The organism is Lysinibacillus sp. BSL11 (assembly GCF_052928325.1).
This window is the reverse complement of sequence record NZ_JAVGCX010000002.1, coordinates 214,044-231,299: the sequence shown is the minus strand read 5'-3', so window position 1 is coordinate 231,299 and position 17,256 is coordinate 214,044. Positions and strand designations below refer to the sequence as shown.

Below are 17,256 nucleotides of genomic sequence, written 5' to 3'. Positions count from 1 at the left end.
GAGAATTTTGTAAGACTAAAGGCCTTTTGTAAAAAGTAGTAATTTTGCCCTTATTTAAAGATGAAAGATCGCTATTTGAGATGGAATGTGGTTAGAAAAATTAATCTAAAATAGGGATTAATATATTCGATAAAATGTATGTTATAAAACCTTACATAAATATTGCTTATTCTAAAAATTTAATGTATTTTAAGATCAGTTATAAAAATGCGTGTTAATTAAAATTACATTGGAGTGGTGAAGAATGAAACATTATACCAAAGAAGATATTATACGCCGAGTGAAGGAAGAAAATGTGAAATTTATTCGCCTACAATTTACGGATATTTTAGGGACAATCAAAAATGTGGAAGTTCCTGTCAGCCAATTAGAAAAAGCGCTAGATAATAAAGTTATGTTTGACGGCTCTTCAATCGAAGGCTTTGTGCGTATTGAAGAATCAGATATGTATTTAAAGCCTGATATCAATACCTTCGTGATTTTTCCTTGGACTGCTGAAAAGGGGAAGGTAGCTCGCTTTATATGTGATATTGCAAGACCAGATGGCACACCGTTTGAAGGAGATCCGCGCTCCAATTTAAAACGCGTATTGAAGGAAATGGAGGAGCTGGGCTTTACGTCGTTTAATTTAGGGCCAGAGCCTGAATTTTTCCTATTCAAGTTGGATGAAAAGGGGCATCCGACACTGGAATTAAATGATAGTGGGGGCTATTTTGATTTAGCGCCAACTGATTTGGGAGAGAACTGTCGTCGTGATATTGTTTTAGAGCTAGAGGGAATGGGCTTTGAAATTGAAGCGTCTCATCATGAGGTAGCACCAGGCCAACATGAAATCGACTTTAAGTATGCGAGTGCTATTGAGGCATGTGACAATATCCAAACATTTAAACTGGTAGTAAAAACGATTGCTGCACAGCATGGTCTCCACGCAACATTTATGCCAAAGCCACTATTTGGGGTCAATGGATCAGGAATGCATTTTAATCTCTCATTATTTGAAGGTGATAAAAATGCCTTTTACGATGAACATGCAGACTTGCAATTAAGTACAACCGCACGTAGCTTTATGGCAGGAGTTATGAAGCATGTGCATGGCTTTACGGCTATCACGAATCCACTTGTCAATTCCTATAAACGATTAGTACCTGGCTATGAAGCCCCTTGCTATGTAGCGTGGTCTGCTCAAAACCGCTCACCATTAATTCGCATTCCAGCAGCACGTGGACTATCTACACGAATTGAATTGCGTTCAGTTGATCCAGCAGCAAACCCCTATTTAGCAATGGCTGTTATTCTAGCATCTGGGCTGGATGGCATACGAAAAGATTTAACGCCACCAGCTGCGGTAGACCGTAATATTTATAAAATGACAGCAGCAGATCGGGAGTTGAACGGGATTGATAGTTTACCATCCTCATTAGAATTTGCGCTTATCGAATTAGAGATGGATGCCATTGTTCGTAATGCATTGGGTGACCATATTTATGATAAATTTACAGCTGCCAAAGAAATTGAATGGAATAAATATCGCACACGTGTCCATAACTGGGAGCGTGAGGAATATTTAACGATGTACTAAAGGTGTTGGGGCTTTTTTAGCTCCAACTTTTTTATGTGACATGTACTTCTTTTTGCTCTATCATAAGATTAAAGGAGTGTGGACAATGACACAGATAACTCAAGTTGTGACAATTCAAAACAATGATATTGTGCAATTTGAACTTGATATTAACCGAGCTTTAGTAGATTTAAAAAGCTTTTTCATACTTGATATCAAATACAATACGCTCTTTATTGGAGAGCAGACGGTCATCCATTCCGCTTTAATAATTTATCAGCAAAACAATTACACCATTTAACAAGAGGGGTCATGTCGATGAGACGTGACTTTTTTTAATAAAAAATATACTCGATTGTTTGGAAAGGTTAATGGCAATCGGGTTTCCTCCTCCCTTTGATTTCCATGCAATGTCATAAATTAATTCATCTGGATCTTGGATTATTATTTCCCCCCAACAAGGACAGTTTCAAAGTCATGAACATCCACAACTTCATAATTTCTTTAATAATCTTTATGAGATAGCCTGTTTCTTTATAAATCCTCCTGAATGTAGCGTGCCTCAAAGTGTCTACAGCCTCTTACCACCTGATGGATCAGCCCATGTTTTTTTTCCTCCAAAACAATTAATAATTGATTGTCTTTCGTTCAAGCAAATAGCAGCAGATCTTGCCATTTTACCAAGAAAAAACCTCCATTTCATTTCTGTTTATACTAAACTTAACTATAAAATATGCATTCTATAGCCTACAATATTTTTTATGTTGGTTAAGCAAAGGAGAGATACTAACAATACGGTTAGATCTTAACCTGTCCGAAGTTAGCATAAAAAGACAGGTTATATAGCAATATCTATTTTAATATGGAATCAAGGAGTGAGAGCAATGAGTTGGATTGAGTCGATACAAAAGGCCATTAATTATATGGAGGAACATTTATTAGAAGATATTACGATTGAACAGATTGCGCAGGAGGTTAATTCATCTGTCTTTCATTTTCAACGAACATTTGCCATTTTGACAGATATGTCTATTGCAGATTATCTGCGGCGAAGAAGATTAACATTAGCTGCACAAGAATTGCTGGGTACTGAACAAAAAATAATCGATCTCGCCTACAAATACGGCTATGAAACTCCTGAAGCCTTTACTAAAGCGTTTCGAAAACAGCACCATGTTACGCCTAGTGAAGCAAGAAAGAAGCAAGGACCATTACAATCATATAATCGCCTGGTCATACAGGTAAGCTTGAAGGGAGCAGAACCAATGAAATATAAAATTATTGAAAAAGACAAGTTTCAAATTGTGGGTGTAAAAAGAACATACAACTGTCAAAATGGGGAGAACACAACGGAAATACCTCTATTTTGGCAAGAGGTAAACCAAAGTGGCTTTGATCACCAGCTATACCAATTAAATAATGGCACGGTTAATGGCGTATTAGGTGTTTGTGTACCAAATACTGAACAGGGAAAAAAGGGCTTCATTGATTATTGGATTGCTACTGATCATGTAGGAGAAGTAGGAGAAGATCTCTTAACAATGGAAGTACCTGCATCCAAATGGGTTATCTTTGAAGTACATGGACCTATGCCTGATGCAATGCAAAATACGTGGAAACAAATTTATTCAGAGTGGTTTCCATCCAACCCATATGAACCAGCAGGAACAGCGGAGTTGGAGGTTTATCCTGAAGAGGATGCTTATAGCCCTGATTCGTATTCAGAAATTTGGATTCCAATTAAATAACAAGAAAGCCAAGGATGCTATACTAGTGCATCCTTGGCTTTTATTATTCTACTGAAAAATTTACCCTTTTTTTAGTTTTGTTAAAGATGTAAAATATATATATGTTTGGAATAAACGGTTTAACGACGTTTATTAATCGGTACATATTTTCATGAGGGGGTTAAGAAATGATGAGAGGTACGATTCAAAACAAACGTGTGGAAATTTCACAAGAGGACGCACAGCAATACTTAAAGTTGGGAAAAGTGGCGCATGTTGCAACAGTTGATGAGGAAGGTTTTCCTTATGTTATTCCGTTTGTCTATGTATATGAAGGGGAGGACAAACTATACTTGCATATTGGTAATCTTCGAGAAAGTCACTTTTGGTCAAATATCAAACATAATCCTAAAATTTGTATAGAAGTTTGCGAAATGGGTGATCTACATCCCGGCAAAAAATATGCCTGTCAATCCGCACTAGTTTATCAAAGTGTGGTGCTGTTTGGGCATATTGTAAGGGTTGAAGAGGAATCTAAAAAAGAATGGTTCTTTGATGCGTTACTGGAGAAGTATGGCAATCCTGAATGGACATTTGAAAGAGAAGGCTATCCGATTATGCCAAAAATTGAACTATTTGAAGTACAAATAGAAAAGCTGACAGGGAAAATTAATCACGGCATGTATCATTAATTAAAAAGGCTAAGTATTGGTTGAATTCTACCATGCTTAGCCTTTTCTTATTACGATTTTGTTAAAGTGTAAAGTTGTAGAGTATCTTCAGTATTGTGCTTCTCTTGGTAAATGAAGTTCAATTTTTTTAAAACCTTGATTGAATTGATATTGGCAGCCTCAACTTCTGCCACAATTGTTTCCATTTTTAAGTGCTTAAAGGCATAATCAATTAAAGCAGTTATAGCTTCTGTTGCATAGCCTTTTCCCCAATATTCCTTGCTCAAATCATAGCCAATCTCTGTTAGAGCATTGTCATAATCAAACATATTAAAGCCACATGAGCCAATGATATGTTCGGATGCCTTTTCAAAAATAGAGAAGCGGATTGCCTTGTGTTGCTTAGCTAATTGTTCCAGAAGTTCAATCATTTCCAAGGCCTGCTCTTCTTGTGTAAACTGGGCAATATTCATATACTTAGTTACATCAGGATCAGACCAAATGGGAAATAAGCTTTTAGCATCAGCTTTCTCCATTTTTCGTAACTGCAATCTTTCCGTGTCGATATTTTCAATCAATACTTTTACCTCCAAAATTATGTTGATGTTGGATGAAAAATATTGCTATCTGTGCATAATTCAGTCCCTTCATATAATTTAAGTTTATTATAATAGAAATGATACATACTGCAAAATACTGGAGGAAATAGCATGATAAAAGTCTCGGAAGAGCAATATCCTATTATTAAACAATTTATTTCAAGAGCCCCGACATTTGTTTATAGTATACTAGATCGAATGATAGAAGGAGCTGTCTATTCCGATACAGCTGCTTTTCGAACATTATTATTCCACACGAAATCAGGTATATACTATGTATATGGCGATGAAAGTAAGACTTCGATTGATCATCAGCTTGCCTATGGCTTTCAACAGGCTATAGAACAACAGAAACGGTTTACCTTATTTTCTTATTCTGAACAGTGGAATACTAAAATCGAACAATTGTTAAATAATCAGCTGAGAAAGCTAGAACGCTATACATTTACATTTGATGAGAATATTTATAATCATCGTGAGAAGCGTGGGGCACGTGATTACGAAGTTAAATCCATTACTGAACCCTTGATTAAAAATTCACAGGAATTTGATCAGATATATTATGAGGAATATTGGGATTCTACCTCTAATTTCCTCAAAAATGGCTTTGGCTTTTGTTTCGTACATAAAGAACAAATCATTAGCGAAGCCGTCTCTATATTTAAATCAAATGAGTATGCAGAAATTGATATTATGACAGATTCAAATTTTAGAGGACAAGGATTAGCAAGTAACATTGCAGAAACATTTATAGACCATTGTCTTGTCAACCAGCTAAAGCCTTGTTGGGATTGTGATATTTCGAATACAGGATCCATTCACCTAGGCACAAAACTTGGTTTTAAGAGTCCACAAAAATATGCTATCTATATGAAAAGCTAGCCCACGCGGTTATTAAAAACATCGTGAGCTTTATCTGCTTTTAAAAGAAACGATTGCGTAATTCAAAAACTCGATAGAACAGTCTAGCTTCTCTAGCCATTTTATTTGGAGCGTTCATATGGGGACGGAGGCATTGTTGAAACAATTCATCACAGTATTTTGTGCTACCGTGGCGTTCATAGCATTCATCATGCAGTTTACAGCAAGCATCCACTGCATTTGTAGGGGTGCCTGATCCTGAGCAGCCAGGGCCACAGTATCGGTAGCCAGGATAACAAAAACCGAGCTTGCGATTTCTATTCATCTCCTAAACCTCTCTTTTCGATGTTTTTACTATAAAATATGTAATATTTCATCGTAGAAGAGGATAAAAAACTATAAGACTATTCTTTTTGATTTGTAAGGTTCCTGTAAGCTTAAAAATAATTAGTTGTAAGGATGGGGAGTTATGCTAGCTATAGCATAAAAGATAAGGAGTTTTTCAGCATGAAGCCATCCGTTACACAAAAAGAACGAATCATTTCCTTAGATATTATACGAGGATTAGCGTTATTTGGTATTTTATTTATTAATGTAGGTGCCTATCAGCTCATAATAGAGGGTGCACCAATGCCTGATATGAGTGGAATCAATGGGGTTATTGATTCACTTATTAATATTTTTATAGAAAAGAAATTTTTCTCAATCTTTTCATTCCTATTTGGGGTTGGTTTTTATATTTTTGCTACACGTGCAGAAGCGCGAGGCGATAGACCGAGAATGCGCTTTGCAAGACGCTTATTGGCTTTATTGGTTATAGGTATTATTCATATTTTTATTTTTTGGGGCTCTATCCTAGCCATTTACGCAGTGATTGGTTTTTTATTGCTACCATTTTACTCTGCGAAGGTTTCAACCATTTCTAAATGGTTGTTTACGATTATCACACTGCATATTCTGGCATTATTAGGACAAATGTATATGCCGTCTAATGCGGTTTCGTCAGCTATATTTGGCTTTTTAGGCAATGATGCCGTAGCCATCTTTATTATGTTTTTAAGTGGATTTTTAGTAGCAAAAGCTGATTGGATTGGGCACATTGGAGCGCATAGTCAAAAAATAAAACGGCTGCTTTACAGTACTTTCCCATTCTTTATTGGATTTTCATTATGGATTTGGTTTGCCTCACAAGCAGATGATCAACAGCTTCAATCTATCATTGGCTTAGGGGTTGTTCCAACAACCTATTTTTATCTAAGTTGTTTGTTTATTCTATTAGAACATAAAACAATAGCAAAGCTACTTCAGCCAATTGGACGTGTAGGGCAAATGGCCTTTACAAATTACTTAGCGCAAAGCTTTATTGGAACAGCCATCATTTCATTAATGGGGCTAGAAGTAGTTTCACCATCAGAAATTGTAGTGATAGCGAGTATTACGTTTATCATTCAAATAATTTTTAGCGTGATTTGGTTTAAGTTCTTTACAATAGGGCCATTTGAAAAATTATGGCGATATATGACTTATGGAAAAAAAGTCGTGTCAAAACAATCATAAAACACTGTAAATCCCAAACAATCCTACTGTTTGGGATTTTTTCTGCTAAAATAAATTGTATGTTTTTGTAAAAAATGAAACCTAAAATGGTAGATATTCGTAAACTAGGTACAAGAAATAAAGGAGCGTTTATAATATGGCAAAGCAAATAAAAAAATATATGGCTGTGACAACGGCATCTTTGATGGCTGTACAGCTAGCAGCATGTGGAAATAGTGAAACTCAGACAGCAGAAGAATACCCTTTAACTACTTCTAATCAGGTAACTGAAGATCAAAACCAAGCAATTACAGGTGATGAAATAGAAAGTGTTTACAATAGTGAAATGGCTGATGCCTGTGATGAATGGCAAGAGGGTGATGATGGTTCCTTTGAATGTATCGATGAAAATTCACCTTACTATGCACAGCATTTCTTTAATGGTTTGATGTATGCAACGGCTGGAGCCATGATAGGAAGTGCGATATATAAAAGTCGTAATTTAAAAAATGGTACAGATCGAGATGAGCAAAGCAATGGTGGCGGCTCAGCAGTGCCACGATCGTCATCAAACGCTAAGGATGAAAGTAAACCAACAAATGGTATAACAAACAGTACGCAAAATAAGGCTAGCTCAACTTCAAGTGGATCAAATTCTTATTCGAGTGGACAACGCTCCTATTCGACGGATAGTTCATCAAAGAGTTCCAATTCCTACTCCAATAGCTCTTCCTCAAGCACAGGGAAATCGGGCTTTGGTTCTGGTGGGGCATCTCGTGGCGGCTCGTCCTCCTCGTAAGGTTTGGATAGGGAGTGAAGAACATGATGAATCACACACAGCAACGACAAGCATTTTACTCAAAATTCCCTGACTTCTTTCCTGACTTTGAGGATTTAGAGTATGCATTATATGATGTTTTAGAATTGCCAAAGCAACAAATTGATCAACTTCATTATGCAACACAAATACTTTGGCGCATCTTTTTAAAAGTCGGGAAACAATTTAAACATTTATCGGTCGATCAGCTCTTAGCCTTAGGTATTCGACCGGAAATGATCCCATATATTCAGTTAGATTATTTACAGCAGCAATCAATTCTGGCACGCTTTGATTTTATTTGTACAGAGGAGGGCTACATTAAATGTTTAGAGCTAAATGGAGAAACACCTTTTCTTGTACAAGAAACCTTCAAGATGAATGACGCATTATGTCAGCATTTTGGCTATAAAAATCCTAATGATGTAACAGCCTTACAAAAAGCATTGTCGGGCGCCCTTTTTGCTGCCATCCAATACTTACATAATGTCAAAAAGCCAAAGATTGTCATCACAGGAAAAACAGCGAAAGAGGACTACGAAGAGTATTGCCAGGTACAGTTTATCAAGTCCTGTATTCCTTTTGCCATTGAGTATGTGCCCATTCAAGAACTTATCATCTTTTCTAGTGACACGTCTGAGGTAGCACAAGGTCTTTATACACCTACAATGGAGAAAATTGATATTTTATTTAGACCCGCACACCCTGTAGAGTTTTTAATAGATGATGTGGCAGCGGATGGTGATCGCATTGGATTGCATCTTTTAGAGCTTGTCAAAAAACGACAGCTGGCAATTATTAATCCACCTGCTGCCTATGTATTACAATCGAAAATCTTATTATGGTTAATATGGGAGCGGAGAAATGATCCATTGCTCTTTACTTCAGAGGAACGAGCAGCTATTTTGCAATATATGCTTCCTACATACCTTACAGCAGAACCATTTATTCGAGATGATGTACCTTATGTCAAGAAGCCTGTTTATTCACGTGAGGGAAATACAGTAGAAATTTACGCAGGAAGTGGGCGGAGAGTAAATGCTTCCACATCCAAGCACTATGTTGATAATTTGTTTATTTATCAACAATATGTGGAGATGCCTAGCATAACAGTGCAGTTAAAAGAAGGATATCACGCTAAGAAGTGGCTAATTGGCTCATTTGTTGCTGATAATCGAGCATGTGGTTTAAGTTGTCGGGTAGGCAATCAAATTACAGAATGGGATTCACATTGGTTAGCCGTTGGTTACAAGGAATAGCAAATCTATCGTGCTGAAAAACAAAACCACCCATAAAATTTTTTTAGAAGGTGAAAATGGATTGCCGTTGCAGGCTACTTGCTTTCCTGTGGGCGAGCGCCGAACCGCTTCCTTCGCTCCGCTCCGTGCAGGGTTTCGCCTGACTCGCTATCCCACGGGAGTCAAGTAGCCTTCCACTCCAACCTACAAAAATGTTATCTTTTTAGCAAAGGTTTTCAAATAAAGTGAAGGTGTTCACTTCTTGTCACTCATCACTTCTCCACATTGAAAATAAGAGCTTATCCCCTCTCTATGAATACAGATAATGGGCGATTTTATTACTATGCTACTATTAAAAAAGTAAAGACACTTTGCAGAATGGTTGATTGGAGAGGAGCCAGCGTCACTCCTAGGAGATTTAGCGTCACTGATGAGTCCCTGGAGCAAACGTAAGTGAGAGAAGCGGCTCATTGGAACGCCCCCTGGAAAGGACGCTGGCAGAACGGAAATCAACCCTTACCTTGCCAAAAGGTATTATTTCTCCTAGCGATATTATCTTTTTTCAACAACATGAATTGGCGAGACTTTTAAAAGTCTCGCCAATCGTTTGGTCCTTATTCATTCCAGCCTTTACAGACATTAATCCATTCTTTATAGGGAGCATATGTTTCAAGTTCTGAAATGGTTACCTCAATGGCTGAATTACTACTACCGCACGCTGGAAATACTGTAGTAAAACGTTTTAAAGATTCGTCTAAATAAATGGCTACGCCCTCGTTCACACCAAAAGGACATACACCTCCGACATCATGACCAATCATCGTCTCTACATCATCTTTGGATAACATCTTTGCCTTCGTACCAAATACGGCTTTATATTTTGCATTATCGATCTTAGCATCACCCGCAGCCACAATTAAGATCGCTCCATCGTTTACAAGAAAAGATAAAGATTTTGCTATGCGCTCTGGCTCGCAGCCAAGCGCCTGTGCTGCTAATTCAACTGTTGCGGAGCTTTCTTCTAATTCTTGTATTTTGTGTTCTACATGCCATTGTGCTAAATGGCGACGTACTTTTTCAATTGCCATATGTACATCCTCCTACTTATATCAATTATGCCTTAGCATAGTTGTCGAGATTTTTTGAGATTATTCGAAAAGCTTCCTTTTCTATAAAGAGCGTTTTCTATATTTGATATACCACATTCGTACAAAAAGCATTCATTAAAATCAAGACAAAATTAATTTTACCATAATTTTCAGAATATATAGTTGTGAATGCTTTAGCTTTCGGGTACCATTGGTGTAAGGAGTGTAAAATTACACTATGGAGGTTTTGTATGCTTAAGTTTATACAAATAGTATCGATACTATTTGGTTTATCCGTTGTGACATTAATGGTTGCATTCATTATCACATTAAGTGGTGGGCTACATTTAATTAATTTGGTCTTTACTATACCCGTTTGTTTATTTGTCTGGATTGTTTGTAGCATGTTTAAATGGACCAACACAAAAAAACGAAGGGGCTTGCTATTTGGTGTCATGGGAATCGCCCTGTTGATTGCAGCCATTAAACCGATTCAACATTATTATAAAATGAGTATTCCCACTGTTGATACGGAAATTGATGTAACAGTCTATCAGCCATTTGTCCCTGGCAATGAAATAGTGAAAAATAAAGCTTCCTTACAATTGACAGAGTCATTACCACGACTAGATGGTGCAACAGCCATGTACCCTTTATATGCGGCTTTTGTGGAGGCTACTTATCCCAAAGGTGAATATCCTCCATATAATAGTAGAGTTCAAGTAAGTCGTACACCAGAGGCCTATCAAAATTTAATAGCTGGAGATGTTGATTTGATCTTTGTGGCAGCCCCGTCCACCTCACAAGAATGGCAAGCAGAAAAGGAAGGACTTACATTTGATATGACGCCAATTGGTCGAGAGGCATTTGTCTTTTTTGTGCATCGTAAAAATAAAATCGATAATTTAACACTTGAGCAGGTCAAAAAAATATATGCTGGAGAAATAACTAATTGGCGTGAAGTAGGTGGGGAGGATGAGTCCATTCGTGCTTTCCAACGCCCAGCGGATAGTGGAAGCCAAACGACACTAGAAAAACTGATGGGCAATACGCCTATCATGGAGGCACCCACTGAAGATGTTGCATCAGGAATGGGCGGAATCATTCGTGAAGTGTCGCAATATCGAAATTATAAAAATGCCTTGGGCTTTACGTTTCGATATTATTCTACAGAGATGGTTGGTAACAAAAAGATCAAATTACTATCTATTGATGGAGTAGCACCAACAAAAGAAAATATTCAAAATGGTACATATCCTTTAATGTCTGAATTTTATGCCATCACAGCAGGAACAGAAAATCAAAATGTACAGAAACTGATTGATTGGATACTTTCTGAGGAAGGGCAGGCAATGGTAGAAAAGGTCGGCTATGTACCAGTGGAAAATCATTGAATAGTTTGCTATACTAAGAGTAATAATCGAATAAAAGTTTTCTAGGGTTCCGTAGCGCTTGCTAGTCTGGTCCGAGAGAAAACCACAAATTGATTTTGTGACACGGAAGGATAAAAGCCTGGGAGATACTGTTTAAAGACAGTTTCTTCAGGCTTTTTTTGTTTGGCTAAAATCAAGTCATTTGGCGAATGCTGAAAAAGTAGTTGGACCATCCAATTAGTCGGCCGTGTCTTATAAAATGGAGGGATTTATGATGAATAAACAATGGATCAGCGTCATTATAGCGGCTTGCTTTGAAGTTGGCTGGGTCATTGGGTTAAAGCATGCAACAAGTGTACTAGAATGGATTGGTACAGCAATTGCCATTTTTATTAGTTTTTATTTGCTTATTAAAGCAGGTGAGCATCTACCAGTTGGGACCGTCTATGCAATCTTTGTCGGATTAGGGACAGCTGGTACTGTATGTGCGGATAGCTTGCTATTTGGAGAGCCGTGGAAATTAGCAAAAATCCTATGTATTGTTGTGTTACTTGCAGGAGTTGTAGGCTTAAAGCTAGTAACAGGAGAGCCTAAGGAACAAGAGGTGAGTGAATAATGGCATGGATGGCATTAGTTGTTGCAGGGTTATGTGAGATGTTGGGCGTATATATGATTAGTAAATATAATAAGACGAAGAGTATGAAAAATTTAGGACTGTTGATTGGTGCATTCACCTTAAGTTTTGCAGGCCTTGCCTATGCGATGGGAACATTACCAATGGGTACTGCCTATGCGATCTGGACAGGGATTGGTGCAGCTGGAGGAGCACTGCTAGGTATGCTGTTTTTTAATGAATCTAAGGATTGGCGACGCATCGTTTGTATTGTCCTTGTATTAGGAGCAGCAATAATGTTGAAATTGCTATCATAATTAAACAGGCACTCCTGCATAAAAGGAGTGCCTGTTTTTATATTATTTTTTTACATCTTTTGTCCATTCGGCCACTTTATCTGGATTAGCATCAACCCATTCTTTTGCAGCGTCTTTTGGATCTTTACCATCCATTACTTCTAACATAACACTTTCTAAATCTTCTGCTGTCCAGTGGAAGTTATCGAGTACCGAATATACATCTGGTAAATCTTCTTTTAAGCCTTTACGTACGAATGTATTTATCGTTTCTTCTCCACCATAAACACCTTTTGGATCTTCTAAGTATTTAAGATCATATTTGGCAAATTTCCAGTGTGGTGACCAGCCTGTGACAATAATCTCTTCCTTATCTTTCAGCGCTTTGGATAATGCAGTTGTCATCGCACCAGAAGAAGAAGTAATAAAGTTCCAGTCTGCTAAATTATCATATTCTTCTAATGCTTTTTCGGTAGCAGCAGTAATGCCCGCACCTGGCTCAATACCAGTGATTGTATGATCTGCTTCATTAGATAAATCTTCAATAGAATTGACATCCATATAGCTTGGTACAACTAAACCGATTTTTGCACCAGCAAGGTTTTCACCTAGCTCATCTAAATCAGCTTTATATTTTTCATATTGTGAAGCATGTGTATGTGGTAGCCAAGCAGCAACCATTCCATCAGCCTCTCCTTTGGAGACAGCCTCCCACATGATCGCATTATCCAAAGGAGTTAATGTTACATCATAACCTAAATCTTCGAGTACCTGCCCAACAACATTCGTTGAGGCAATTTCTGTATCCCACTCAACATAGGCTAGGTTTACCTCCTTAGAATCACTGTTTTTTCCAGAACTTGAGCCTGAGTCGCCTCCACTACATGCAGCAAGCATGAAGCCTAGACCTAGAGCCATTCCTAACTTTGATAGTGTTTTCAGTTTCATCGAATCTCCCTTTCTCTTCATCATTTTGTATCAAACTGCCGACATCCATCGGAGGATGGATGGTAGCAAGAAAGATGACATTTCTATAATGCTTTCTTTTTATTGAAGCTTTGTGTTAAACGGTCAATAATGATCGCGAAAATAACTAAACCTAAACCTGCAACGAAGCCATTCCCAACTTGGGTACGTTGTAGGGCTGTTAATACTTCACGTCCTAGACCAGGAGCTCCGATCATAGAGGCAATAACTACCATAGAAAGTGACAGCATAACGGTTTGGTTAATCCCTGCCATAATGGTTGATTTAGCAAGTGGGATTTCTACTTTAAATAATTTTTGGCTAGCTGTACTACCATAGGAGTCTGCAGCTTCCACTAATTCTTTTGGTACTTGACGAATACCGAGGTTTGTCATACGTACAGTAGGGGGTAAAGCAAAGATAACGGATGCAAAGACTCCAGGTACGATACCAATGCCAAAAAAGGCGACAGCCGGAATTAAATAGACAAAGCCAGGCATTGTTTGCATGAAATCTAGTATTGGTTTAATAATGTTTTCAGCTACCGTTGATTTTGACATTAAGATACCTAGTGGAATACCGATGATGATGGATATAATACTGGAAAAGATCACAAGCGTGGTTGTTTCCATAAGATGAGTCCATAATCCTTGGTTATAAATAAACAACAAGCCTATTAATGAGAATGCAGCAAGCCCTAACTTTTTGCCTGAAACGAAGAAGGCAAATATCACGACAAGAAGTATAAGAATAATGGCTGGGATACTAATTAATAAATCAGTGACCTGATTCATGAGTAGTTTTCCGAATTGCTGAATAGAGTTAAAGAACGCTGAAAAATTACTCGTCAACCAGTCCATAGCTGATTCTACCCACGGAGCTAGTGGTAATGTTGGAATATTATCTAAAAAGTTATTCATGTGCTTCGGCCTCCTCATCGCTAGTTGACAGTGCTTGGATGACAACGCCCCTAATTAGTACACCAAGCAAGCGACCATCTTTCACAACGGCAATAGGAGTAGGAGAATTATAAATCATCCCTAAAATATCCTGTAGTAGCATATCTGGTGGAACGGTTAACACTTCTGATTGCACAATAGAATGGACGGTTTGCTCTTGTTTCTTTGCTGCAGCCAGTGCATCGTCAGCAGTAATATAGCCTTTTAGATGTCTATTTTTATCAACAGCCATTAATAAACTAACAGCCTCTTGACGCATCCGCTTTAGTGCCACTTTAGGGCCATCTAGGTCTGTATTGACATAAACGGGCCGTACCATGACATTTTCAGCTGTCAATACTTTAGAACGATCCACATCTTCCACGAATGTTTTAACATAATCATTTGCTGGGTTGGTTAATATTTCTTCTCCCGTACCAATCTGAATGATAGAGCCATCCTTCATAATGGCAATGCGATCCCCGATGCGTAATGCTTCATTTAAATCATGTGTGATAAATAAAATTGTTTTTTTCAATGTTTGTTGTAGATCGAGTAGCTCATCTTGCATTTCCTTGCGAATCAATGGATCAAGGGCTGAAAATGCTTCATCCATTAGTAATATTTCAGGATCATTAGCAAGGGCTCGTGCTAAACCAACACGCTGTTGCATACCACCTGATAACTGATTTGGATACTGGTCTTTATAAGCGAGTAATCCGGCATTTTCTAAAGCCTGTTCAGCTTTTGCTTGCCGTTCTTCTTTTGGAATACCTCGAATTTCAAGGCCATATTCGGTATTTTGAAGTAATGTACGATGGGGGAATAAACCGAAGTTTTGGAAAACCATGCTCATTTTGTTTCTTCTTACAGACCGTAGACTTTCTTTTCCCATGGTAGAAATATTTTCTCCATCGATATATATATTTCCGCTCGTTGGTTCAATTAGGCGGTTTAAAAGCCGTATAAGCGTGGATTTGCCACTTCCTGACAATCCCATAATAACGAAGATTTCTCCTTCGTTGACAGTAAAGCTTGCATCGTATACACCAACAGTTGCACCTGTTTCTTTTAAGATATCAGTCTTACTTTTTTGTTGCTTAACGAGTTCTAGTGCTTGGGGAATATGTTTGCCAAACACTTTTGATACGTGTTCTATTTTAATTTTTTCCATAGAAGCACTCCTTTCGTAGATTATTACTATGTGAGGATAATGATACCCAAAAATAAACAAGTAACAACCTTACTGTAGCAAAGGGTTGTTACTTTTGTCAAATCGACAAATAAGAAAAAATCCGCTTAAACGCTGTTATATCAGCGCTTAAACGGATTTTAATTTGGGTATAAAAAGCTTTGAACTCTAGCGAAACTTTCATCATTTCCAACAAAATAAATAATGTCCCCTTCTTCAAATGAGACATAAGGACCGGGGGATAGTAATAATTCATTGCCACGTCGAATACCTACGATCGTACTAGAAGTATTTTGCCAAAAATTTAAAGCTTGTACAGTTTGATGAATGCATGGACTATCAGCTGTCATTTCTAATTGATAAGGAATGAACGGATTGACTGATCGGTAATGCTCTGTGCGGCTAATTAGTTGCTTTGCCTTGTCTTGTAAATTAATCAATTCATGATGTTGCTTTTGAATACTTGTCAAAAGCTCATTTTGTATTTCATGAATCGATTGTACATCATGAAACTGTCTGACGAAATGAGCCGCTTTTTCATACGATTTTATAATTACACCACTACCTTTTGAAGCTTCAACAATTTCTAAGTCTTGCAAAACGGCAATAGCTCTTCTTGCAGTCTCAGCGGAAACATTATATTGACTGGCAAGAGAGGATCTTGCATATATTTTATCGCCAATGCTGTATTTTCTTTCAACAATCTTGGAGGCGAGATCAATGGCTATTTGTTGATATTTTGGTTGCTTTAGTTGAACATTTTTTTCTAAGTTCATGTTAAACTTCCTTTCGTCATTACATTACCACAGCTTATTATAGACTAGCCTGCACAGAAAAAATAGCATCTCCATAAGCTAGTAGTATATGATGAAAAAGTAATAATAAAATTCTCATCTCTAATAATTATAATGAAAGAGTAATAGCTGTTGATTGACACTTTTTAGTTATTATTATAAACTAAGTTACGTTATGTAAGTGATGTGAAAATACATGTGCTCAGTTGGTGAATTTAGCCAACTGTTTCTATAGAAGGTTGGAGATTAATATGACAATTACGACTAAAGTGATGGACTTAGTGAAAGATAAAATGACATTAGTAAAGCATACAAATACAGAGAATATTTGCCTAGTTGGGCCAGTGAAATTACCTGTAAAACAAGGTGATTTTTCTGCAACTTTTCAATGGTATAACTGGCTTAAAATTGATGCGGATTTAACTAAAGAAGAAATCATTGATGGATTAGCCGCTGCCAATTTAGCATTTTTACAACAATCCTCTGTGCTTGTATATGGTGATTTTACCCATTCAGAAGGTGCTTTAATCCGAATGCATAGTATTTGTCACACAGGCGACATATTTGGCAGCCAGCGTTGTGATTGTGGATACCAGTTGCATGAATCTATGAAAATGATAGTTGAGCATGGCTGTGGAGCTATATTTTATTTAGCTGATCATGAAGGTCGTGGTATTGGACTATTCTCTAAATCTCTGGCTTATTTATTGCAAGAGGAAGGGCTCGATACAGTTGAAGCAAACCATGCACTTGGCTTTCCAGATGATACACGATCCTATGACGAAGCACTTGCGGTATTAGCTACACTGCGTACCAAACCAGTAACACTCATTACAAATAATCCGAAGAAATTGGCTGCATTACAGGCTCGTGGCATGGCTGCGGAAGGGCATGTTCCTTTATGGGGCGGTTTGACAGAGACGAATCGTTTTTATTTAGAAACGAAAGTTGAAAAATCTGGACATATGCGTGAAAAGCAATAGGTGGAG

General features: G+C 37.6%; 19 protein-coding genes and 1 riboswitch. Of the genes, 12 read left to right on the top strand and 7 right to left on the bottom strand.

What is annotated here, in order from left to right; all coding sequences use genetic code 11:
* Positions 1 to 244 precede the first annotated feature (244 nt).
* The 4 genes from glnA to RCJ95_RS03805 all read left to right on the top strand — a co-directional run bounded on the left by glnA (position 245) and on the right by RCJ95_RS03805 (position 3,977).
* On the top strand, positions 245 to 1,579 hold the full coding sequence (glnA, locus tag RCJ95_RS03820) for a type I glutamate--ammonia ligase (RefSeq protein ID WP_221680483.1): 1,335 nt from the start codon (positions 245 to 247) through the stop codon (positions 1,577 to 1,579).
* A gap of 85 nt (positions 1,580 to 1,664) precedes the next feature.
* Positions 1,665 to 1,859 carry a hypothetical protein gene (locus tag RCJ95_RS03815; RefSeq protein ID WP_257521374.1) on the top strand — a complete coding sequence of 65 codons (195 nt, stop codon included), beginning with the start codon at positions 1,665 to 1,667 and terminating at the stop codon, positions 1,857 to 1,859.
* Between the two features lie 583 nt (positions 1,860 to 2,442).
* The gene (locus tag RCJ95_RS03810; protein ID WP_221680485.1) at positions 2,443 to 3,306 is read left to right on the top strand and encodes an AraC family transcriptional regulator; all 864 of its coding nucleotides are present in this window, start codon (positions 2,443 to 2,445) and stop codon (positions 3,304 to 3,306) included.
* 167 nt (positions 3,307 to 3,473) lie between these two features.
* Positions 3,474 to 3,977 carry a pyridoxamine 5'-phosphate oxidase family protein gene (locus RCJ95_RS03805; protein WP_320939713.1) on the top strand — a complete coding sequence of 168 codons (504 nt, stop codon included), beginning with the start codon at positions 3,474 to 3,476 and terminating at the stop codon, positions 3,975 to 3,977.
* 50 nt (positions 3,978 to 4,027) lie between these two features.
* Here RCJ95_RS03805 and RCJ95_RS03800 read toward each other — a convergent pair whose 3' ends face one another.
* Positions 4,028 to 4,534, bottom strand: a complete 507-nt coding sequence (locus RCJ95_RS03800) for a GNAT family N-acetyltransferase (protein ID WP_446721912.1) — start codon at positions 4,532 to 4,534, stop codon at positions 4,028 to 4,030.
* 132 nt (positions 4,535 to 4,666) lie between these two features.
* Here RCJ95_RS03800 and RCJ95_RS03795 point away from each other — a divergent pair, with 132 nt between their 5' ends.
* Complete coding sequence (locus RCJ95_RS03795) at positions 4,667 to 5,437, top strand: GNAT family N-acetyltransferase (protein WP_446721911.1); 771 nt, start codon at positions 4,667 to 4,669, stop codon at positions 5,435 to 5,437.
* 40 nt (positions 5,438 to 5,477) lie between these two features.
* Here RCJ95_RS03795 and RCJ95_RS03790 read toward each other — a convergent pair whose 3' ends face one another.
* On the bottom strand, positions 5,478 to 5,741 hold the full coding sequence (locus RCJ95_RS03790) for a phospholipase A2 family protein (protein WP_446721910.1): 264 nt from the start codon (positions 5,739 to 5,741) through the stop codon (positions 5,478 to 5,480).
* Positions 5,742 to 5,923: 182 nt separating this feature from the next.
* Here RCJ95_RS03790 and RCJ95_RS03785 point away from each other — a divergent pair, with 182 nt between their 5' ends.
* The 3 genes from RCJ95_RS03785 (at position 5,924) to RCJ95_RS03775 (ending at position 9,028) form a co-directional block, all read left to right on the top strand.
* Positions 5,924 to 6,973 (top strand): DUF418 domain-containing protein, encoded by a 1,050-nt coding sequence (locus RCJ95_RS03785; RefSeq protein WP_446721909.1) that lies wholly within the window; start codon positions 5,924 to 5,926, stop codon positions 6,971 to 6,973.
* A 136-nt stretch (positions 6,974 to 7,109) separates the two neighbouring features.
* Entirely contained in the window at positions 7,110 to 7,751 is a 642-nt protein-coding gene (locus tag RCJ95_RS03780; protein WP_446721908.1) for a hypothetical protein, read from the top strand.
* Positions 7,752 to 7,774: 23 nt separating this feature from the next.
* Positions 7,775 to 9,028 (top strand): glutathionylspermidine synthase family protein, encoded by a 1,254-nt coding sequence (locus RCJ95_RS03775; protein WP_221680490.1) that lies wholly within the window; start codon positions 7,775 to 7,777, stop codon positions 9,026 to 9,028.
* 593 nt (positions 9,029 to 9,621) lie between these two features.
* Here RCJ95_RS03775 and RCJ95_RS03770 read toward each other — a convergent pair.
* Complete coding sequence (locus tag RCJ95_RS03770) at positions 9,622 to 10,095, bottom strand: YbaK/EbsC family protein (protein ID WP_221680491.1); 474 nt, start codon at positions 10,093 to 10,095, stop codon at positions 9,622 to 9,624.
* 251 nt (positions 10,096 to 10,346) lie between these two features.
* On the opposite strand from RCJ95_RS03770, the gene RCJ95_RS03765 reads away from it, so the two are divergent.
* From RCJ95_RS03765 to RCJ95_RS03755, 3 genes are all read left to right on the top strand, one after another.
* Complete coding sequence (locus RCJ95_RS03765; RefSeq protein WP_446721907.1) at positions 10,347 to 11,489, top strand: PstS family phosphate ABC transporter substrate-binding protein; 1,143 nt, start codon at positions 10,347 to 10,349, stop codon at positions 11,487 to 11,489.
* Between the two features lie 30 nt (positions 11,490 to 11,519).
* Positions 11,520 to 11,616: riboswitch (guanidine-I (ykkC/yxkD leader) on the top strand.
* 126 nt (positions 11,617 to 11,742) lie between these two features.
* Complete coding sequence (locus RCJ95_RS03760; RefSeq protein WP_221680493.1) at positions 11,743 to 12,084, top strand: DMT family transporter; 342 nt, start codon at positions 11,743 to 11,745, stop codon at positions 12,082 to 12,084.
* Positions 12,084 to 12,398 (top strand): DMT family transporter, encoded by a 315-nt coding sequence (locus RCJ95_RS03755; protein ID WP_221680494.1) that lies wholly within the window; start codon positions 12,084 to 12,086, stop codon positions 12,396 to 12,398. The genes RCJ95_RS03760 and RCJ95_RS03755 overlap by 1 nt, the downstream gene beginning before the upstream one ends.
* 42 nt (positions 12,399 to 12,440) lie before the next feature.
* Here the strand turns inward: RCJ95_RS03755 and RCJ95_RS03750 are convergent, their stop codons facing one another.
* The 4 genes from RCJ95_RS03750 to RCJ95_RS03735 all read right to left on the bottom strand — a co-directional run bounded on the left by RCJ95_RS03750 (position 12,441) and on the right by RCJ95_RS03735 (position 16,249).
* Entirely contained in the window at positions 12,441 to 13,325 is an 885-nt protein-coding gene (locus RCJ95_RS03750; RefSeq protein WP_048391254.1) for a glycine betaine ABC transporter substrate-binding protein, read from the bottom strand.
* A gap of 83 nt (positions 13,326 to 13,408) precedes the next feature.
* The gene (locus RCJ95_RS03745) at positions 13,409 to 14,263 is read right to left on the bottom strand and encodes an ABC transporter permease (RefSeq protein WP_016991840.1); all 855 of its coding nucleotides are present in this window, start codon (positions 14,261 to 14,263) and stop codon (positions 13,409 to 13,411) included.
* Positions 14,256 to 15,455, bottom strand: a complete 1,200-nt coding sequence (locus RCJ95_RS03740; protein ID WP_221680496.1) for a quaternary amine ABC transporter ATP-binding protein — start codon at positions 15,453 to 15,455, stop codon at positions 14,256 to 14,258. The genes RCJ95_RS03745 and RCJ95_RS03740 overlap by 8 nt, the downstream gene beginning before the upstream one ends.
* 158 nt (positions 15,456 to 15,613) lie before the next feature.
* Positions 15,614 to 16,249: a TrkA C-terminal domain-containing protein gene (locus RCJ95_RS03735; protein WP_004232302.1), complete on the bottom strand. Its 636-nt coding sequence runs from the start codon at positions 16,247 to 16,249 to the stop codon at positions 15,614 to 15,616.
* Between the two features lie 269 nt (positions 16,250 to 16,518).
* Here RCJ95_RS03735 and RCJ95_RS03730 point away from each other — a divergent pair, with 269 nt between their 5' ends.
* Entirely contained in the window at positions 16,519 to 17,250 is a 732-nt protein-coding gene (locus tag RCJ95_RS03730; protein ID WP_221680497.1) for a GTP cyclohydrolase II, read from the top strand.
* The last annotated feature ends 6 nt before the right edge of the window (positions 17,251 to 17,256 follow it).